The sequence below is a fragment of the Streptomyces sp. 5K101 genome, assembly GCF_046506645.1.
Lineage (GTDB): Bacteria > Actinomycetota > Actinomycetes > Streptomycetales > Streptomycetaceae > Streptomyces.
This window is the reverse complement of the sequence record NZ_JBKFFO010000004.1, coordinates 434099-450881: the sequence shown is the minus strand read 5'-3', so window position 1 is coordinate 450881 and position 16783 is coordinate 434099. Positions and strand designations below refer to the sequence as shown.

Annotated in this window: 11 protein-coding genes and 1 pseudogene; 3 read left to right on the top strand and 9 right to left on the bottom strand. The window is 73.1% G+C overall.

From position 1 onward, the window contains the following. Window positions 1-296: 296 nt before the first annotated feature. Together ACLB9X_RS10410 and ACLB9X_RS10405 are read left to right on the top strand one after the other, a co-directional pair. Window positions 297-1118, top strand: a complete 822-nt coding sequence (locus ACLB9X_RS10410) for an alpha/beta fold hydrolase (protein ID WP_410359972.1) — start codon at window positions 297-299, stop codon at window positions 1116-1118. Window positions 1119-1337: 219 nt separating this feature from the next. Continuing rightward, entirely contained in the window at window positions 1338-2954 is a 1617-nt protein-coding gene (locus ACLB9X_RS10405; protein WP_410359971.1) for a phospholipase D family protein, read from the top strand. Between the two features lie 188 nt (window positions 2955-3142). Here the strand turns inward: ACLB9X_RS10405 and ACLB9X_RS10400 are convergent. The 7 genes and pseudogenes from ACLB9X_RS10400 to ACLB9X_RS10370 all read right to left on the bottom strand — a co-directional run. Further along, window positions 3143-3424, bottom strand: a pseudogene (locus tag ACLB9X_RS10400) (asparaginase domain-containing protein); the annotation flags it as partial. Window positions 3425-3476: 52 nt separating this feature from the next. Beyond that, window positions 3477-4058, bottom strand: coding sequence for a GNAT family N-acetyltransferase (locus ACLB9X_RS10395; protein WP_410359970.1), 582 nt, complete (start codon window positions 4056-4058; stop codon window positions 3477-3479). Continuing rightward, window positions 4055-5158, bottom strand: a complete 1104-nt coding sequence (locus tag ACLB9X_RS10390; RefSeq protein WP_410359969.1) for a threonine aldolase family protein — start codon at window positions 5156-5158, stop codon at window positions 4055-4057. Before ACLB9X_RS10390 ends, ACLB9X_RS10395 begins: the two co-directional genes overlap by 4 nt. After that, window positions 5155-5853: a DUF2461 domain-containing protein gene (locus tag ACLB9X_RS10385; RefSeq protein ID WP_410359968.1), complete on the bottom strand. Its 699-nt coding sequence runs from the start codon at window positions 5851-5853 to the stop codon at window positions 5155-5157. The genes ACLB9X_RS10390 and ACLB9X_RS10385 overlap by 4 nt, the downstream gene beginning before the upstream one ends. Further along, a complete protein-coding gene (gene glyA, locus ACLB9X_RS10380; protein WP_410359967.1) occupies window positions 5850-7250 on the bottom strand; it encodes a serine hydroxymethyltransferase in 1401 nt (466 codons plus the stop codon). The genes ACLB9X_RS10385 and glyA overlap by 4 nt, the downstream gene beginning before the upstream one ends. Continuing rightward, entirely contained in the window at window positions 7247-10603 is a 3357-nt protein-coding gene (locus ACLB9X_RS10375) for a non-ribosomal peptide synthetase (protein WP_410359966.1), read from the bottom strand. Before ACLB9X_RS10375 ends, glyA begins: the two co-directional genes overlap by 4 nt. 101 nt (window positions 10604-10704) lie before the next feature. Then, window positions 10705-12588: a BTAD domain-containing putative transcriptional regulator gene (locus tag ACLB9X_RS10370; RefSeq protein ID WP_410359965.1), complete on the bottom strand. Its 1884-nt coding sequence runs from the start codon at window positions 12586-12588 to the stop codon at window positions 10705-10707. 173 nt (window positions 12589-12761) lie between these two features. Between ACLB9X_RS10370 and ACLB9X_RS10365 the strand changes: the two genes are divergently transcribed. Further along, window positions 12762-12962: a hypothetical protein gene (locus tag ACLB9X_RS10365; RefSeq protein ID WP_410359964.1), complete on the top strand. Its 201-nt coding sequence runs from the start codon at window positions 12762-12764 to the stop codon at window positions 12960-12962. Between the two features lie 144 nt (window positions 12963-13106). Here ACLB9X_RS10365 and ACLB9X_RS10360 read toward each other — a convergent pair whose 3' ends face one another. Then, the gene (locus ACLB9X_RS10360; protein ID WP_410359963.1) at window positions 13107-16118 is read right to left on the bottom strand and encodes a BTAD domain-containing putative transcriptional regulator; all 3012 of its coding nucleotides are present in this window, start codon (window positions 16116-16118) and stop codon (window positions 13107-13109) included. A gap of 170 nt (window positions 16119-16288) precedes the next feature. After that, on the bottom strand, window positions 16289-16780 hold the full coding sequence (locus ACLB9X_RS10355; protein ID WP_410359962.1) for a MarR family winged helix-turn-helix transcriptional regulator: 492 nt from the start codon (window positions 16778-16780) through the stop codon (window positions 16289-16291). Window positions 16781-16783 lie beyond the last annotated feature (3 nt).

Genomic DNA, 16783 nt, shown 5'->3' with positions numbered 1-16783 from the left:
CCACGTGTCTGGAGGAAGACCGCCACCACGTCATGATCTTTGTCGGACATGGCCCAGCCAATGGCTGTCCCGGCGGCGCCGCATCGTGGCCTGCGAGATCAACCCGCAGTGGCCCTTGATGGACATCTCGGACGGACCACACATGCGCCCTCACAGCAAGGGATCGGCAGTGTGAGATGCACCGGCTCCGAGAGCCTTGACGACCAGTGACCGGGAAGTAACTATTCCGCTTACGGTTCGGCAATGCCGACCCAGGTTCGGGCCACGGCCCGGTGTCAGGAAAGGTTGCACCACCCATGCGTCTGCGCTCTCCGATCAGGGCTCTGGCCGCCGCTGCCGCCGTGGCGGCCCTTGGCCTGGTGGGCCCCGCCACCTCCGCACAGGCCGACGTCACGGACATCCCGCCGGCCGGCGCGAACGACTGGTCCTGCAAGCCGAACTCGGCGCACCCCGATCCGGTCGTCCTGGTCAACGGCACCTTCAAGACCATGGCCGAGAACTGGGCCACCCTCTCGCCGCAGCTCGCCGACGCCGGCTACTGCGTCTACGCCTTCAACTACGGCAATGCGGCCACCGACCCCATCGCGGACTCGGCGGCCGAGCTGCGCGACTTCGTGAACGCCGTGCGCGGCTCGACGGGGGCGCGCAAGGTGGACATCGTCGGTCACAGCCAGGGCGGAATGATGCCGCGCTACTACGTCAAGTTCCTCGGCGGCGCCAAGCAGGTCGACGACCTGGTGGGCATCGTGCCCTCGAACCACGGCACCTCGAACCCGCTCGCCCTCGCGGCCGGAGCCACCGTCTGCCCGTCCTGTGTGGACCAGACCACCGACTCCGACCTGCTCCAGAAGCTCAACGCGGACCCCGAGGCCCCCGCGGGCCCCGACTACACGCAGATCGCCACCAAGTACGACGAAGTCGTGGTGCCCTACACCAGCTCGTTCCTGAGCGGCCGGGCGGCCTACGTCACCAACGTGCTGCTGCAGGACAAGTGCCCGCTCAACCCGAGCGAGCACGACCAGGCGCCCAAGGACACGGTCGTCGCCCAGTGGGTGCGCAACGCCCTGGACCGCGAGGGGCCCGCCGACCCCGGTTTCCAGCCCCGCTGCGTGGGATGAGCCCAACGGGTGCCGTGACGTGAGGACCTGACCCCTCGCGTCACGGCGTCCGACCACCATGCCGACCTCCGTGATACGGGGACCGACTCACCTCCGCCGGCAGCGGCGTGGCCGCCCACCGGAGCAGGCTGTGGCTGCGGGACCGGCTCTGGAGTGGTACCAAAGAGACCGTCGGAAGCGCGGGGGCACCCTGCGGTCGTAGGTCGGAGGTGCCGGTCCGTGGAAGTCATCGACTGGCTGCTGACGGCCAGGGAGCGCGACAACCCAGCCACCCGCTTGGATCGTCGGCGCCCCGGCGGGATGGCATGGTCGGTCGGCAACGAAGTGCGCCCCCTGGTCCACGGCGCGACGTACTTCGCCGAGCTGCTCGCCGCCGTCCGCGCTCTGCGGGCCGGAGACCTGCTGCTGTTCACCGACTGGCGCGGCGATCCCGACGAGCGGCTCGCGGGCCCGGGGACCGAGATCGGCACCGTGCTGCGTGCGGCGGCCGAGCGCAACGTGGTCGTCAAGGGGCTGGTGTGGCGCTCCCACCTGGACAGTCTCCAGTTCAGCGAGCAGGAGAACCGCCACCTCGGCGAGGAGGTCCGGGCGGGAGGCGGCGAGTATCTGCTGGACATGCGAGTCCGTCCCGGCGGCACACACCACCAGAAGCTGGTCGTGCTGCGCCATCCCGGGCGTCCGGAACTCGACGTCGCGTACGTCGGTGGCATCGACCTGTCGCACAACCGCAACGACGACATCGACCACGGCGGCGACGCCCGCTCCCAGCCCATCGCCGCAGCGTACGGACCGCATCCGCCCTGGCACGACATCCAGCTCGCGATCCGGGGCCCCGCGGTCGGCGACATCGAGACCGTCTTCCGGGAGCGCTGGACGGATCCCGCGCCCCTCAGCCGCAGCCCGCTGTCCCGGCTGCGTGAATTGCTGCACGGGGAGGACGTCCATGCGAACCCGCTGCCCCCTCAGTTGCCCGATCCCGCGCCCTGCGGCACGCACAGGGTGCAGGTGCTGCGCACGTATCCCAACCGGCTGCTGCGCGGCTACGACTTCGCCCCCGACGGCGAGCGCAGCGTCGCGCGTGCCTACCTGAAGGCACTGCGCCGGGCCCGGGCACTCATCTATCTGGAGGACCAGTACCTGTGGTCCCCGCAGGTGGTGGAGCACTTCGCCCGGGCGCTCCAAGCGAATCCGGAACTGCGCCTCATCGCCGTCATCCCTTCCGTCCCCGAACAGGACGGCCCGCTCACACTGCCGATGAACCTGATCGGCCGCATCACCGCTCTGGAGACACTGCGACGTGCGGGGGGCGGGCGGGTCGCGGTCTACGGGCTGGAGAACCATGCCGCGACACCGGTGTACGTGCACGCCAAGGTATGCGTGATCGACGACGTGTGGGCCGCAGTGGGCTCCGACAACATCAACCTGCGCTCCTGGACGCACGACTCCGAACTCAGCTGCGCCGTTCTGGACGAGACGACGGACCCCCGGGAACCGCAGGACCCCGCCGGCCTCGGCGACGGCGCGCGCCCCTTCGCCAGGAACCTCCGGCTGACGCTCGCGCGCGAGCACCTGGACCAAGAGGCGCCAGGAGACCCACAGGACCCCGACGTCCTGTGCGACCCGATGGGCGCCTTCGACGCCTTCGCGTCGTCGGCCGCCGCGCTGGACTCCTGGCACGAAGGGGGCCGGTCCGGTCCGAGGCCGCCCGGACGTCTGCGCACCTACCGGCCACCGGAACTGTCACGAGCGCAGCGGCTTCTCGCGATGCCGCTGTACCGCGTGATCATCGACCCGGACGGCCGCCCGCTGCGGCTGCGGCGGCGCAACGCATTCTGAGAAGCCGGCGGCGCCAGTCCCTCCTGGAGTACAGGATTCCCCGCATCAGCGGGCAGAGGCGATGTCGAAGGTCTCGCGGACCGCCGCCCCGCCGGCTCCCTGCGCGAGCCGGGCGTGCAGCGGGAGCCGCGCCCGCAGTTGCCGTCCCATAGGTCGAGCAGGGTGCCGTCGTCGAGGCAGCCGGGATCCTTGAGCCCTGGATCGGCGGCGGCCAGGACGGCGGCGTGGAGGTTGGGCGGGCCGTCGGCGCCGGGAAGAGCCGGGTTGCGCATGGCGCCGGTGACGACGACCGGCTGATCGTGGCCGTGGCAGAGGTCGAGCCCCGGGCGCGCAGGCCGCGTAGTCAGCGGTTCAGCGACGCAGCGGAGCTGCCGGGCAGGGCCGCGACAGCCATGTCGCCGCCCCGCGGTGTCACGCCGCCGGTGCGCGACCTCCGACCCACACCGCGCCGCGGGGGCGACCCGGCACACGGTGCAGGGGCCCCGCCGGGCCTGGCTCCTGCACCACGTGCCACGCGCCCCGTCAGTCCAGGTCGCGCCGCATCACCCACCGGTAGCGCTTGTCGCTCTTCGCCTCCGTCCGCTTCACCCGGCGGAAGCCCGCCCGTTCGAACATTTCCATCGTGCCGACGTACGCCAGCGTCGGGTTCACCTTGCCGCCCTCCGGGTCCACCGGGTAACCCTCCACCGCAGGCGCGCCGTTGGCCCGGGCGTGGGCGACCGCGCCTTCCAGGAGGCCCGTGGCCACGCCCTTGCCGCGGAAGTCCTTGCGTACGACGAAGCAGGTCACCGACCACACCGGCGCGTCGTCGACCGGCGTGATCGTCTTCGACGACGTGAGGCGGTCCAGGTGCTTGCGCGGTGCCACGTTGCACCAGCCCGCCACCTCGCCGTCGAGGTAGCCCAGCACCCCCGGCGGCGGATCGGCCGCCTCGACGAGGGAGCGCATGTGCTCGCCCCGTTCGTCGGCGGTCATCCGCCCGTAGTCGCCGGTGGACAGCCGCCAGGCCATGCACCAGCACGTGTGCGCGCTCTTCCTGGGCTGCAGAACCGCCCGCAGGTCGTTCCAGCGCTCGGCGGTCGCCGGCAGAACTTCCAGACTCATGCTGCTACTTCGCTCTCTTTCCATTGCTGTGTGTGCTCCGCGGCCGCGGTCCCGCTCGTTCCGCGACGACCCCGACGGCCTTCCTCCCTAACGGCCGTCAGGACCTTCACGGCACGACGGCACGCCTGTCGCCCGGCATCCAGATGGGTGACCAGCCGGACCACACCCGGGCCCGGCGCCGTCACCAGCACTCCTTCCCGCGCCGCCCTCGCCACGACGTCCTCGGCGCCGGGCGTGTCGACGAGGACGATGTTGGTCTCCCGGGGCCGTACCGAGAACCCCGCCTCCCGCAGCCCGTCCGCGAGCAGCGCCGCGTTCTCGTGGTCCTCGGCGATACGCTCCAGATGATGGTCGAGGGCGTGCAGCCCGGCGGCCGCCAGGATGCCCGACTGCCGCATGCCGCCCCCCAGACCATGCCGCAACGACCGGGCCCGCGACAGCAGTTCGGCGGATGTCAGGAGTACGGATCCCACCGGTGCGCCCAGGCCCTTCGACAGGCACACCGCGAGGGTGTCCGCGACCGGCGCCCCGTACTCGGCGAGCGGCGTGCCCGTCGCGGCGTGCGCGTTCCAGATCCGCGCCCCGTCGATGTGCACCGCGATCCCGGACCGCGTGGTGAGCCCGCGCACCGCGCGCAGTGTGTCCAGCGGGTACACGGTCCCGCCCGCACGGGTGTGGGTCTGTTCCAGCGCCACCGCCCGAGTGCCGACGGTGTACGCGTTGCCCGGCCGCAGGATCCCCGCCAGCGCCTCGACGCCCACCAGGCCCCGCTCGCCGGACACCGTACGCGTCTGGATTCCGCCGTACCGCGCGGGTGAACCCTCCTCGTGGGCCAGGATGTGCGCCTCGGCGTCGCACACGACCTCCTGTCCGGGCGCGGCCAGCAGCCGCAGCGCGATCTGGTTGGCCATCACGCCCGACGGGACGAACAGCGCGCCGGGGAAACCGAACAGGCCGGCGACCCGTTCCTCCAGCGCGCGGACGGTCGGGTCCTCGCCGAACAGGTCGTCGCCGACCTCCGCGGTCGCCATCGCCCTGCGCATGGCGGGCGTGGGCCGCGTGACGGTGTCGCTGCGCAGGTCAACGGTCTCGGCACTCATGACAGTACGTCAGCTCCCTCGGTCACCGGCGTCCGGGGCCGTGGTGTCAGCCCCCGGGCCGCCGCCCAGTCCAGCAGCGGCCGCACCAGCTGCCAGGTCTCCCGGACGAAGTCCGCGGCCCGGTCCGAGGACAGGTCGGGCCCCGGGCCCAGACGCCGGCCGGCGTCGATCTTGCGGTGCCGCAGCAGGTCCAGACGGGGATGGCCGGCCGGCACGCCGCGCGGCCGGGACTTCAGCCGGTCGCCGCCGATCGTGAAGCCCTCCCGCCGCAAACCCGCCGCGATCGCCGCCAGTTCCGTGCCGCCCTCCTCGTCCTCGACGGCGGCACGGTAACGGGCGACCTCGTCGCCGCCGTACGGGTAGTAGCGCCCGGAGGCGTAGAGCCCGTCGCGGTCCAGATGGACCCAGAAGCCCAGACAGGGCAGCACATCGAGGTAGCCGCCCTGGTACGTCTTGTACGGGGACTTGTCGTGGGACATCCGGGTGTCGCGGACGGGGCCGAGCACGCGCACCCCGTCCGCACCGCCGCACTCCGCGAAATCGGCGGACAACTCCGCGGCCAGCTCCTCCATCGGCGCACGCACGTCACGCTCGTACACCGCGCGGTGCCGCAGCCGCCACGCCTCCGTGGAGTTGTCGTCCGCCAGGTCCTCGTACATGCGCAGCGCCGACGGAGGGAAACCGCTGAAGGTCACGACAGGTACCCCGGCAGGGGGTAGCGGGCGCACAGCTCGGTGACGCGGGCCCGCGCGGCGGCGCGCACCGCCGGGGGCAGCGCCCCGGAGCCGGCCCGCAGGGCGTCGAGCACGTCGGCCACCAGGTCTGCGCAGGCGGCGGCTGCGGACCGGTCCATGCCGCGGGCGGCCAGCGTGTTGCTGCCCAGCCGCAGGCCGCCGGTGGTGCGCACGGGCGTCGTGTCGCCGGGGACGCGATTGCGGTTGACGACGATCCCGCAGGACTCCAGCGCCTCTTCGGCGACGTCGCCGGTCAGCCCGGTGCCGCGCAGGTCGATGAGCACCATGTGGGTGTCGGTGCCGCCGGTGACCAGCCGCATACCCCGCTCCAGGAGCCGTTCGGCGATGGCCTGGGCGCCGTCCGCGAGCCGTTTGGCCAGCTCGGCGAAGTCGGGCCCCGCCACGAAGTCCAGTGCCCGCGCCTTCGCGGCCACCGACGCCAGGTCCGGGGTGCCCTGGGTGAAGGGGAACACGGCCCGGCGCATGGTCGCCGCGAGTGTGCCGCGCTCCGGCCCGGCCTTGCGGGCGTCGCGGCCGAGCAGGATCAGCCCGCCGCGCGGCCCGTACAGCTGCTTGTACGTGCTGGTGGTGGTGATGTGGGCGTGGTCGATGGGGCTGGGGTGCAGTCCGGCCGCCACCAGGCCCGCGATGTGGGAGATGTCGGCGAGCAGGTAGGCGTTGGCCTCGTCCGCGATCTCGCGGAAGCGGGCGAAGTCGATGCTGCGCGGGTAGGCGCTGGCACCGCACACGATCAGCTTGGGCCGGTAGGTGAGGGCCAGTTCGCGGATCTGGTCGTAGTCCAGCAGCCCCTCCGGCGTGACCCGGTAGCCAACGGCCCGGTAGTAGCGGCCGCTGACCGATGCGGGGGAGCCGTGCGTGAGGTGGCCGCCGCAGTCGAGGTCCAGACCGAGCAGTGTGTCGCCGGGGCTGAGCAGCGCGGTGAGCACCGCGAGGTTCGCGGACGACCCGGAATGCGGCTGGACGATCGCGTCCCGGGCCCCGAAGGCCACGCAGGCGCGCTCGATCGCCAGGTGCTCGATCTCGTCGGCGACGCCGCAGCCCGCGTGGTACCGGCCGCCGGGATAGCCCTCGGCGGTGAGGTTCCCGAGGGCGCTGCCGCCGCAGGCGAGGACCGACGGGTCGGCGACGCTGGAGGCGGCCACCATCATCAGGGTGTCGTTCTGGCGGGCCGACTCCCGGTTCAGCAGGTCGTACAGGGCCGGGTCGGTCCGCCGGAGCCGGGCGGCGGCCCGCCCGGCGAAGTCGGCGAGGTCGGTTCCGTGGGGCGCGGGCTGGGCGGCCGGCCGGGTGCGGTCCCCGGCCGGCGCGTCGAGCGGTGCGGGCAGGGTGAAGGTCATGACTGTCCCTTCCTGGTCGTCCCGGAGCCGTCCGTCGGGTCCGCGGCGGCGGCGCCGGCCGGCCCCCCCCGCCCCGTGGTGCCGTCCGGGCCGTCCGGGCTGTCGGTGTCGTCCGGTGACATGGCGGCCAGCGCCTCCGCGGCCGCCACCGCCCCGGCGCCGTACTCCTCGTCGGCGGCGATCTTCCCGGCGAGCTCGGCGACGACGGGGGTCTGGAACACGGTCTTGACCGGCACGGGCACGCCCAGCAGTTCCTGGAGCAGCCCGGCGAGCCGGGTGCCGCTGAGGGAGTCCCCGCCCAGCTTGAAGAAGTTGTCGGCCGGGCCCACGTGGTCGAGGCCGAGGATGTCGCCGACGGCCGCGCAGAGCACCAGCGACAGCGCGTCCTCGGGCTCCGCGCCGCTGTCGGCGGCCGCGTCCCCGGCGGGCTGCTGCGCTCCCGCGGTCTGCGCGAGATGCAGCCGGTCCACCTTGCCGTTGCGGGTGAGCGGCAGCTCGTCGAGGACCGTGAGCGCGGCGGGGACCATGTAGGACGGCAGCTGCTCGGTGAGCTGGGCGAGGATCTGCTCGCCGCTGCCGCCGCCCGAGGCGACGACGTAGGCGTGCAGCCGACGCACACCGTGGGAGCTCGCCGGTGCGACCACCACGGCCGCGTCGACCCGTTCGTCCTGGCGCAGCGCGGCCTCGATCTCGCCCAGCTCGATCCGGTGGCCCTGGACCTTCACCTGGAAGTCGTCGCGGCCCAGGATCTCGATGCTGCCGTCGGGCAGGTAGCGGCCGAGGTCACCCGTCAGATAGGCGCGTTCACCGGTCTCCGGCAGGCGGATGAAGCGGCTGCGGGTGCGCTCGTCGTCGCCCCAGTAGCCGAGCGCCAGACCCACGTCGCTGGCCACGGCCATCTCGCCGACCACGCCGAGCGGGCGCTCGTGGGCCGTGCCGTCGACGATGTAGTAGCGCTGGTTGGTGATGGGCGTGCCGTACGGGATGCTCGTCCACGCCGGGTCGATCTCGCCGATGGGCTGGAACAGCGACCAGCAGATGGTCTCCGTCGGACCGCCCGAGCCGACGACCTGGATCCGCGGGCTCTGCGCGCGCAGCCGGTCCGGCAGCGTCAGCGGGATCCAGTCGCCGGACAGCACGGACAGGCGCAGGGACTCCAGCGGACGTCCGCCGCCCCGCCGTTCGCGCACCTCCGCCTCGCCGACGAGGAGTTCCATCAGCACGGGCACCGAGTTCCACAGGGTGACCCGCTCGGCGGCCACGAGGTCGGCCCACACGTCCGGCTGCGCGTGCTCGAACGGCGGCGGGATCACGACCGTCCCGCCCTGCGTCAGCACGCCGAACACGTCGTAGATCGAGGCGTCGAAGTGCAGCCCCGAGACGGCCAGCAGCCGGTCGGACGCGTCGACGGCGAAGCGCTCGGCGACGTCGCGGATCAGGTTGACCACGCCGATGTGGTCCACCATGACGCCCTTGGGCTCCCCGGTCGACCCCGAGGTGAAGATCGTGTACGCGAGGTCCGCGGGAGTCTGCGCGGTGTCGGGCCTGGTCGCGTCGCCGACCTCGAAGTCCTGGTCCACGCGGTAGCGCTGGGCGTTCGGCGGCCAGGCGATCCGGGTCTCCAGCGAGGACTGGGTGAGGATCGTGTCGACACCGGCGTCCGACAGCAGCCGGCGCAGCCGCTCGGGGGGCACGGAGGCGTCGAGCGGGAGGTAGGCGGCGCCGGACGCGAGGATGCCGTAGACCGCCGCGTACTGCTCCCAGCCCTTCTCCATCACGACGGCGACCAGCTCGCCGGGTTTCACGCCGTGCTGCCGCAGCCGGTGGCCGATGCGCCAGGCATACGCGGCGAGTTCGGCGTACGACAGCCGGCGCGTGGCGTCGACGACGGCCTCGGCGTCGGGGGTGCGTGCGGCCTGCTCGGCGAACAGCTCGTGCAGGGTGGTGTACGGGATCTGGCCCGCCGTGTCGTTGATCCGGCGGCGCAGCTCGCGCTCGGCGGGCGGGATCAGGTCGAACCGTTCGGTGCGCAGCGCGTCCGGATCGTCGAGGAGGCGCTGGAGCAGCGCGACGTACACGCCGAACGCGGCCTCGGTGAAGCCGGGGGCGAAGGCCCCGTCGACGTAGTCCCAGATGATCCGCAGCTCGCCGCCGAGTTCGCGCAGCTGGACGTCCAGCGACACCTGCGGGGTCTGCGAGATCGAGTAGACCTCCCGCCCCAGGTCGGTGACCGGACGGCGGACGGGGTAGTCGAGCAGGCTGGTGACGACGATCGGCATGCCGGCCTGGTCGCCCACGCCGTGCAGCCTGGTCAGCTCGCGCAGCACCCGCACGCCGTTGAAGGCGCCGTGCTCCGTGTCGCGGTCCAGCTGGTCGCGCAGGGCGTGCGCGCGGTCCAGGAAGGTCCGGCCGGAGCTGTCCGCGGCGAGCAGGACGGCGTTGGTGAAGTCGCCGAGGACCTGCCCGATGTCCTCGTGCACCCGGGGCCTTTGGAAGACCGGGTAGTTGAGGGTGAAGTCGGCTTCCTGGGCCCAGCACCGCACCACCTCGGCGAACGCGGCCGTCAGCAGCACGGACGGGGTCAGGTCCGCCGCGTCGGCCACGCGCCGCAGCCGCTGCCAGTCGGCGGGGGAGAGCCGGTGCTCGTGCCGCTCGAAACGGACCGCGCCGCCGTCCCGTGCGCCTCCCGTCGGCAGCGAGGGGGCGGGCGGCAGCTCGGGCACCCGCTCCAGCCAGTAGTCCCTGGCCGCGCGGAACGTCTCGGTGTGGGGCATGTCGTCGGCGCGCCAGCGCGCGTACTCGGCGAAGGTGATGCCGGGCTCGGGCAGTTCGGCGCCCGGGTTCTCGTACAGGTCGATCAGATCGGGGAAGAGCACCTGGAAGGCGCTGGACGCGTCCAGCACCTGGAGGTCGATGCCGAGATGGATACGGCTGAGGTTCCCCTCGCCGGGCAGCAGGACGATCCGCAGGTCGAACAGCGGCCAGCTGCCCACCGGGAACACCTGGTGGCTCATCTCCGCCCGCAGCGCCGCAAGGCGCCGCTCCGCGTCCGCCGCGTCGAGACCGCGCAGGTCCACCACCGGTATGTCGTACGGCGGCGGGTCCGTGAGCACCTGCTGGGTGCCGTCGGCCCGGCCGACCGCGCGGAGCATGTCATGGCGGGCGACCACGCGGCGCCAGGCCGTCGCCAGCCGCTCGGGGTCCAGATCGGCGCGCTCCCACTCGAAATAGCCGTAGCAGCCGATGCTGCCCAGCTCGACCCCTTCGCCCCGCCCGATCATCAGCGCCTGCTGCGTCTCGGTCATGGGGAAGGGGGCGGCGCTGTCGGCGCGGCCGTGCAAGAGCTCGGTCATGGTCCAACTCCACTCGCAGATGACGGAATTCATAAGGCCGGGGGGCCACACAGGGGGGCCGCGCGCTGCTGGGCACGGCGAGGCTAGGGCCGGCCGGTTAGTCACCGGTTACGTGCCACGGGAACCTCCTCCCGCTCCGCGCTGTCGTGCCGCGGAGGCAGGGACAGGGCGAAGAGGCGTACCAAGGGGTGGAACAGGTAGCAGGGCCGGCCCCACGCGTCGGCTCCGCTGACCTCCAGCAGCGCTGCGTCGGCCATCTCCTCCAGCAGCAGCTCGGCGTCCTGCTCGGGCAGGTCGAGCAGCACCGCGGCCTCCGGCGCGGAGAACGGTTCGGCGCCGACGCCGGCCAGCGCGGGCAGCGCCCCGCGCGCGGGGGGCTCCAGCGCCCGCCAGGACGGCAGCAGCGCGCCGTGCACGTCCAGGTCACCCGAGTGCAGTTCGCGCAGCCGGGTGGCGGGATCGGCGAGCCGGCGGGCGAGCCGGTCCGGCGCGAAGTGCGGCCGGGCGGCGATCCGGGTGCCCACGATCCGCAGCGCCAGCGGCAGGCCGGCGCAGTGCTCGACGATGACGGCCGCCGCACCGGGGGCCGCGGCGATCCGGTCGGGCCCCGCGGCGGCGGCCAGCAGCTCCAGTGCCGGGCCGTCCTCCAGCGGGTCCAGGGCGACGGTGTGCGCCCCGGCCACGGTGGGCAGGGCGGTGCGTCCGGTCACGAGGACGGCGGGCTCAGGGGTGTTGGGCAGCAGCGGGCCGAGCTGGGCGGCGCTCTCGGCGTTGTCCAGCAGGATGAGCATGCGTCTGCCGCCGGTTCTCTCGCGGTAGAGGCGGACCAGCTCGTCCGGGTCGCCGACCGCGGCGGCGTCCACCGGGCGGCCGAGGGAACGCAGCAGGTGCAGCAGCACCTGCCCGGCGGGCCGCGGGGCGCCGTCCGGGTCCCGCAGGTCGGCGTACAACTGGCCGTCGGGGAAGTGCTGCTTGCAGCGGTGTGCCGCGTGCACGGCCAGCGTGGTCTTGCCGACCCCGGCCATACCGGTCACCAGGACGCGGCGCGGGCGGTCGGGCGCGGCGGTGTCCGGCGCGAGCGCCCGGTGGAGCACGGCCAGTTCACGCTGCCGGCCGGTGAAGTCGACGGTGTCCGGGGGCAGGGTGGCCGGGGCGGCGGGGGGCTCGTCCTCGGCCCCCTCCGGCGGACGCGGCACGGCGCGTGCCGGGGTCCGCGGCTGCGGCAGGCGCACGAGCGAGCCGTCGAGCAGGGACTGGTAGGTGGCCTGCAGCTCCTCGCCGGGGTCCACGCCGAGCTCCTCGGCCAGTACCTCGCGGCCGTGGTGGTACAGGTGGATCGCGTCGGCCTGCCGGCCGCTGCGGCACAGGGCGGTCATCAGTTGACTGCGGAAGCGCTCGCGCAGGGGGAACTCCGCCACCAGACCGGTGAGTTCGACGGTGATCTGCTCGTGCCGGCCGAGTGCCAGGTCCGCCGCGATCCGGTGTTCCAGCGTCGCGGCGCGGGCCTCGGCCAGGCAGGGCGCCTCGGCGTCGAAGAGGTGCTCCGTGGTGTTCGCGAGCGGGCGGCCGTTCCAGCGTGCCAGCGCCTCCCTCAGGAAATCGCCCGCCTTGTCGAAGTCTCCCGCGTACAGAGCGTCCCGGCCTTGGCAATCAAATTCTTCGAATTCTGTCAGGTCGAGGCTGGAATTCCCGATGGACATGACATAGCCGGGCGGCCTGCGGTCGATGAGGACGCCGGCGCCGAGTATTTTCCGCAGCCGCGAAATGTAGGTGTACAGCTGCGCGTTCGCGGTGGTCGGCGGAGCCCACCCCCACAGCAGACGGCTGAGCCGTTCGTCGGACACGACCTCCTCGCGGGCCAGCAGGAGAGCGGCCAGCACCGTGTGCAGCTTGGTGCCGGACAGCGGCGCCCTGCGTCCCTGGTCGCGCACCTCGACCGGCCCGAGAACCCGGAATTCCATGAGCGCCCCCCGTTCGTGATCCATGTGACGAATCCACGGACGAAGATATTGGCTCCCGCTGTCACCCCGTTATCGTTTTGATTTCACGAGGCCCGGCGCGGAAAACCGTGGGGACAGGCCGGGGAAAGGGTGCCTCCCTACTGTCCGTCGAACCGCAGCAAGCGGCAATGAAGGCCGACGGACGAGGGGGAATCGATATGCGCATCACGATGACGGGAAAGCGGGCGACGATGGCCGGTCTGATCGTACTGGCGGGACTGATCACGGGCTCCGGTGCCGTCGGCCCGGGCTCCACGACGCACACGGACACGGTGGCGGGCGAAGACGACATGCCCTGGGGACTCGTCGAACCGGTCGGGCCGCGGGCCGCCTCCGACGACGACATGCCCTGGGGCTGATCCCGCGCGCCGGCGAGGAACGGGGCCCGGGGGTTCATCCCGCGCCCCCGACGGCGCGGATGCCCCCGCCTCCACGAGGAACAGGGAGGGCATCGAGCCGGTGACGTCGTGCCATGGGCGTCCGCTTCGGGCCCCGGCGGCAGGTCAGTCCGTACGGTCCGCCAGCAGGAGTTGCAGTGCCTGCGGCGTGAGGGATCGTTCCCTCCCGCCGTCGGCAGGATCGCCGCCGTCGCCGCGTACCCGGGCGAGCAGCCGCGTCACCCGCGCCCGCCAGGGCTGGGCCCCCACCTCGCCCAGTGCCGCGTGGGCCCGCTCGAACCGCTCCGCGGCCGCCGCGTGGTGGCCGCCGATCGCCTCGACGCAGCCGAGGTCGGTCTCCACCCGCGCGTACAGGAAGCGGTCGGCCAGCTCCTCGGTGATCTCCAGGGCCTCGTTCAGGGTGCGCTCGGCCGCCGGGAGCAGGCCCTTCGCCCACTGCGTCTCGCCGAGCCCGCGCAGCGCATGGGCCTCACCGACCCGGTCGCCCTCCCTGCGGGACAGCTGCAGCACCTCGTGGAAGGACTCGGCGGCCAGGTCCAGATCGCCCGCCCGCAACCGCACTTCGGCAAGACGGTAGATGCTCTGCGTCTCCGCTCGCACCGACCCGGTCCGCCGGCTCAGCGCCAGTGCCTCGACGGCCAGCGGCAGCGCCCGCTCCACCTCGCCGCGGTCCAGCTCGATCTGGGCCAGGTAGCCGAGCAGATGGGCCTCGTTGCCGGTGTCGCCGGCCTCGTGGAAGCCCTGGAGCGCCGCCCTGCAGTACTCGAGCGCCCGGTCCCAGGCGCCCTGGAAACGGGCGCACATGGCCAGGTTCCGCTGGGCGAGCGCCGCTCCGGGCACGTCGTCGCTCTCCGCCAGCAGCCGCAGCGCGGCCAGGTTCCAGCCCTCGGCCTGCTCGTAGCGCCGTTGGTAGATGGCGAGCGACCCCAGCACCCGCAGCATGGTGGCCTCACCCGTCCGGTCGCCGGTGCGCCGGGCCGACGACAGCGCCGCCTCGGCGCAACGCTGCCAGTCCTCCAGGTAGTTCCTGGTCTCCCAGTGGGGCACGGCGCTCTCCGTCAGCGCCCAGGCGTACCGCGCCCGGTCGGTCTCGGCCGCGTGCACCACCATGTCCGTGACGGTGGCGCGCTCGGAGTCGAACCACTCCAGCGGTGCGGCCAGCAGCTCGTCCGCCGGGCCCCGCAGGAAGCGTGGCGCCGGCTCCGGCGGATGGCCGACGGGGAACGTGCGCCCGTCCAGCCGCCGATGGGCCTCCTGCGCCAGCCACAGCCACGCGGCGAAAATCCGGTCCAGTGCCGCGTCGCACTCCGCCTCCGTCTCGTCCGCCTCGGCGCGCTCGCGGGCGAACAGCTGGAGCAGATCCTGGAACCGGTAGCGGGCCGCACGCCCCGGCACCGGTTCCACCGTCTCCAGCAGCTGGGCGTCCACGAGCTGGTCGAGCAGCCGCTCCGCGTGCCACACGTCGGTCCCCAGCGCGGCCGCCCCGACCCAGGCCGCGAAGTCCGCGGTGCGCAGCAGCCCGAGCCTGCGGTACATCCGGGCCGCCTCCGGGGACAGGTCGCGGTACGTCAGCCGGAAACCGGCCCGCACCCCGCCCTCCGACGGGCTCAGCTCGTCCAGCCGCCGCCGCTGGTCGCTCAGCCGCTCCACCAGCCCGCGCACGGTCAGGCCGGGCTTGGTGGCGAGCCGCGCCCCGGCGATCCGCAGCGCGAGCGGCAGACAGTCGCACAGCGCGCTCAACTGCTCCAGCGCCACCGGGTCGCTGCCGAACCGGTCGGCGCCGGCGATCCTCGTGAGCAGCGTCGTGGCCTCGGCCGGCGGGAGGACGCGCAGCCTGATGCGCAGGGCCGTGTAATCGCCGGTGACGTCGTCCAGGGCCTCGCGTCCGGTGGCCAGCACGACACTGCGGCCGCCGCCCGGCAGCAGGGGTCTCAGCTGGGCGAAGGACCGCACGTTGTCGAGGACGACGAGTGCCTTCCGGGTGCTGAGCAGGCTGCGGAACAGCGCCGCGCGCTCGTCCGGTTCCGCGGGGATCTGCGGTCCCGGCGTCCCGAGGGCGCGCAGGAAGCGGTCCAGCACCACCGTGGGCGAGACCGGCGGGTTGTCCTCGTCGTAGCCGCGCAGGTCGGCGAAGAGCTGGCCGTCGGGGAAGCGGTCGGCGGCCTGGCTCGCCCAGTGCACGGCGAGGGCGGTCTTGCCCACCCCGCCGACGCCGACGATCGTCGCAAGGGCCGGTGCGTGCGGCTGGTACGGCTCCTTCAACAGCCGGTCCAGCTGAGCCAGTTCCTCCTGGCGGCCGGTGAACCGCAGGACGTCGGCGGGCAGCTGGGCGGGGGTGGTCTGGACGGTGGCGGGAGCGGCGGGGGCGGCGGCGACCGGCCGGGTCAGCTCCGGCGAGTCCTGCAGGATCAGTTCGTGCAGGTGCTGCAGCGCGGGGCCGGGCTCGATGCCCAGCTCCTCGTTCATCAGCGAGCGGCCCTGCCGGAACACCTCCAGGGCCTCGGCGCGCTGCCCCGAACGGTAGAGCGCCAGCATCAGGTGCTCGCGCGACTGCTCGCGCAGCGGGTGCCGGGCCACCAGTTCGCCCAGCTCCCCGGTCAGCAGCCGGTGCCGCCCCAGCTCCAGCATCAGCCCGGCCCGCTCCTCGATCAGGTCGAGCCGCAGGTGCTCGAGCCGGGCCGCCTCCGCCTCGATGCGCTCCCCGGACAGTTCGTCGAGGGCCGCGCCGCGCCACTTGCTGAGCGCCTCCTCCAGCAGCGCGCACGCCTCCTCGGCCCGGCCGTGCCGTGCGGCGTCCCGCCCGCGCTCGGCCGCGTGCAGGAATTCGACGACGTCGATGCGGTGCGCGCCCCGGGCGAGGACGTAACCCGGCGGAGAGGTGAGCAGGATATCGCTCCCGCCCGCCTCCTTGAACGTCTTGCGCAGCGTCGCCACGCATATCGCTATCTGGTTGCGGGCGGTCGCCGGAGGGGCCTCGGGCCACACGGCGTCGACGAGCGTGTCGACGGACACGATCCGGTCCGCCGAGAGCAACAGCATCGCGAGGACGGTGGACTGCCGCCTGCCCTTGATGCGCAGGGACTGCCCGTCGGCCTGTACGAGCAGTGGCCCCAGCATTCTGAAGACGAACTGATTCACTGGTCCCCCCGGCCTGTGACCTCTAGGCAGGTCGGTAACGGTACAACAAGGAAGTGGCCCCGATCAGCGGGGAGTCGCCGCCTGAGCGGGGCGAACGCCACGCCGTGCGCGGGCCGGCCGGGGGTCTTCCGGACCCTGTTCGGGCTGCCTCAGGACCGCGCCTGGGGGACGACGGCGCCGAGGGCGAGCGACAGCTCGCGCAACACGTCGGTGGTCCTGCCGAACTCCTTCTCCCCGCCCAGCTCCCGGCACAACCGGCGGGCCAGTTCGGCATGGCCGGCGTCGACCTCGCGGAGCACCGCCTCGCCCCGCTCGGTGGCCGCCAGCAGCCGGGCGCGCCGGTGGGCGGGGTTGGCACGGTAGTCGGCGAGCCCCTGCTCCACCAGCAGGTCGGCGATGCGCTGCACGCTCTGCCGCGTGACACCCAGCAGGCGCGCTGTGCCCGAGACGGACCGCGGTTCGTCCCCGACCGCGCCGAGGACCTGCCACTGCGCCGCGCTGAGGCCGGACGGCACCGTCAACTGGTCGAGCATAGCCCCGAATCGGCCGTTCAGATGGAAGACGGCCAGCGCGGTACGGCTGAACGCGTCGACGGAACTCATGCCGTCGCCGATGTGCTCACCGGATGTCGCGACACGCACTAC

Bases quoted from the DNA above. Each gene is read 5' to 3' on its own strand.
- ACLB9X_RS10395 (WP_410359970.1), bottom strand. From the start codon at position 4,058: ATGAGTCTGGAAGTTCTGCCGGCGACCGCCGAGCGCTGGAACGACCTG.
- ACLB9X_RS10360 (WP_410359963.1), bottom strand. From the start codon at position 16,118: ATGCTGGGGCCACTGCTCGTACAGGCCGACGGGCAGTCCCTGCGCATC.
- glyA (WP_410359967.1), bottom strand. From the start codon at position 7,250: ATGACCTTCACCCTGCCCGCACCGCTCGACGCGCCGGCCGGGGACCGC.
- ACLB9X_RS10365 (WP_410359964.1), top strand. From the start codon at position 12,762: ATGCGCATCACGATGACGGGAAAGCGGGCGACGATGGCCGGTCTGATC.
- ACLB9X_RS10375 (WP_410359966.1), bottom strand. From the start codon at position 10,603: ATGACCGAGCTCTTGCACGGCCGCGCCGACAGCGCCGCCCCCTTCCCC.
- ACLB9X_RS10410 (WP_410359972.1), top strand. From the start codon at position 297: ATGCGTCTGCGCTCTCCGATCAGGGCTCTGGCCGCCGCTGCCGCCGTG.
- ACLB9X_RS10390 (WP_410359969.1), bottom strand. From the start codon at position 5,158: ATGAGTGCCGAGACCGTTGACCTGCGCAGCGACACCGTCACGCGGCCC.
- ACLB9X_RS10370 (WP_410359965.1), bottom strand. From the start codon at position 12,588: ATGGATCACGAACGGGGGGCGCTCATGGAATTCCGGGTTCTCGGGCCG.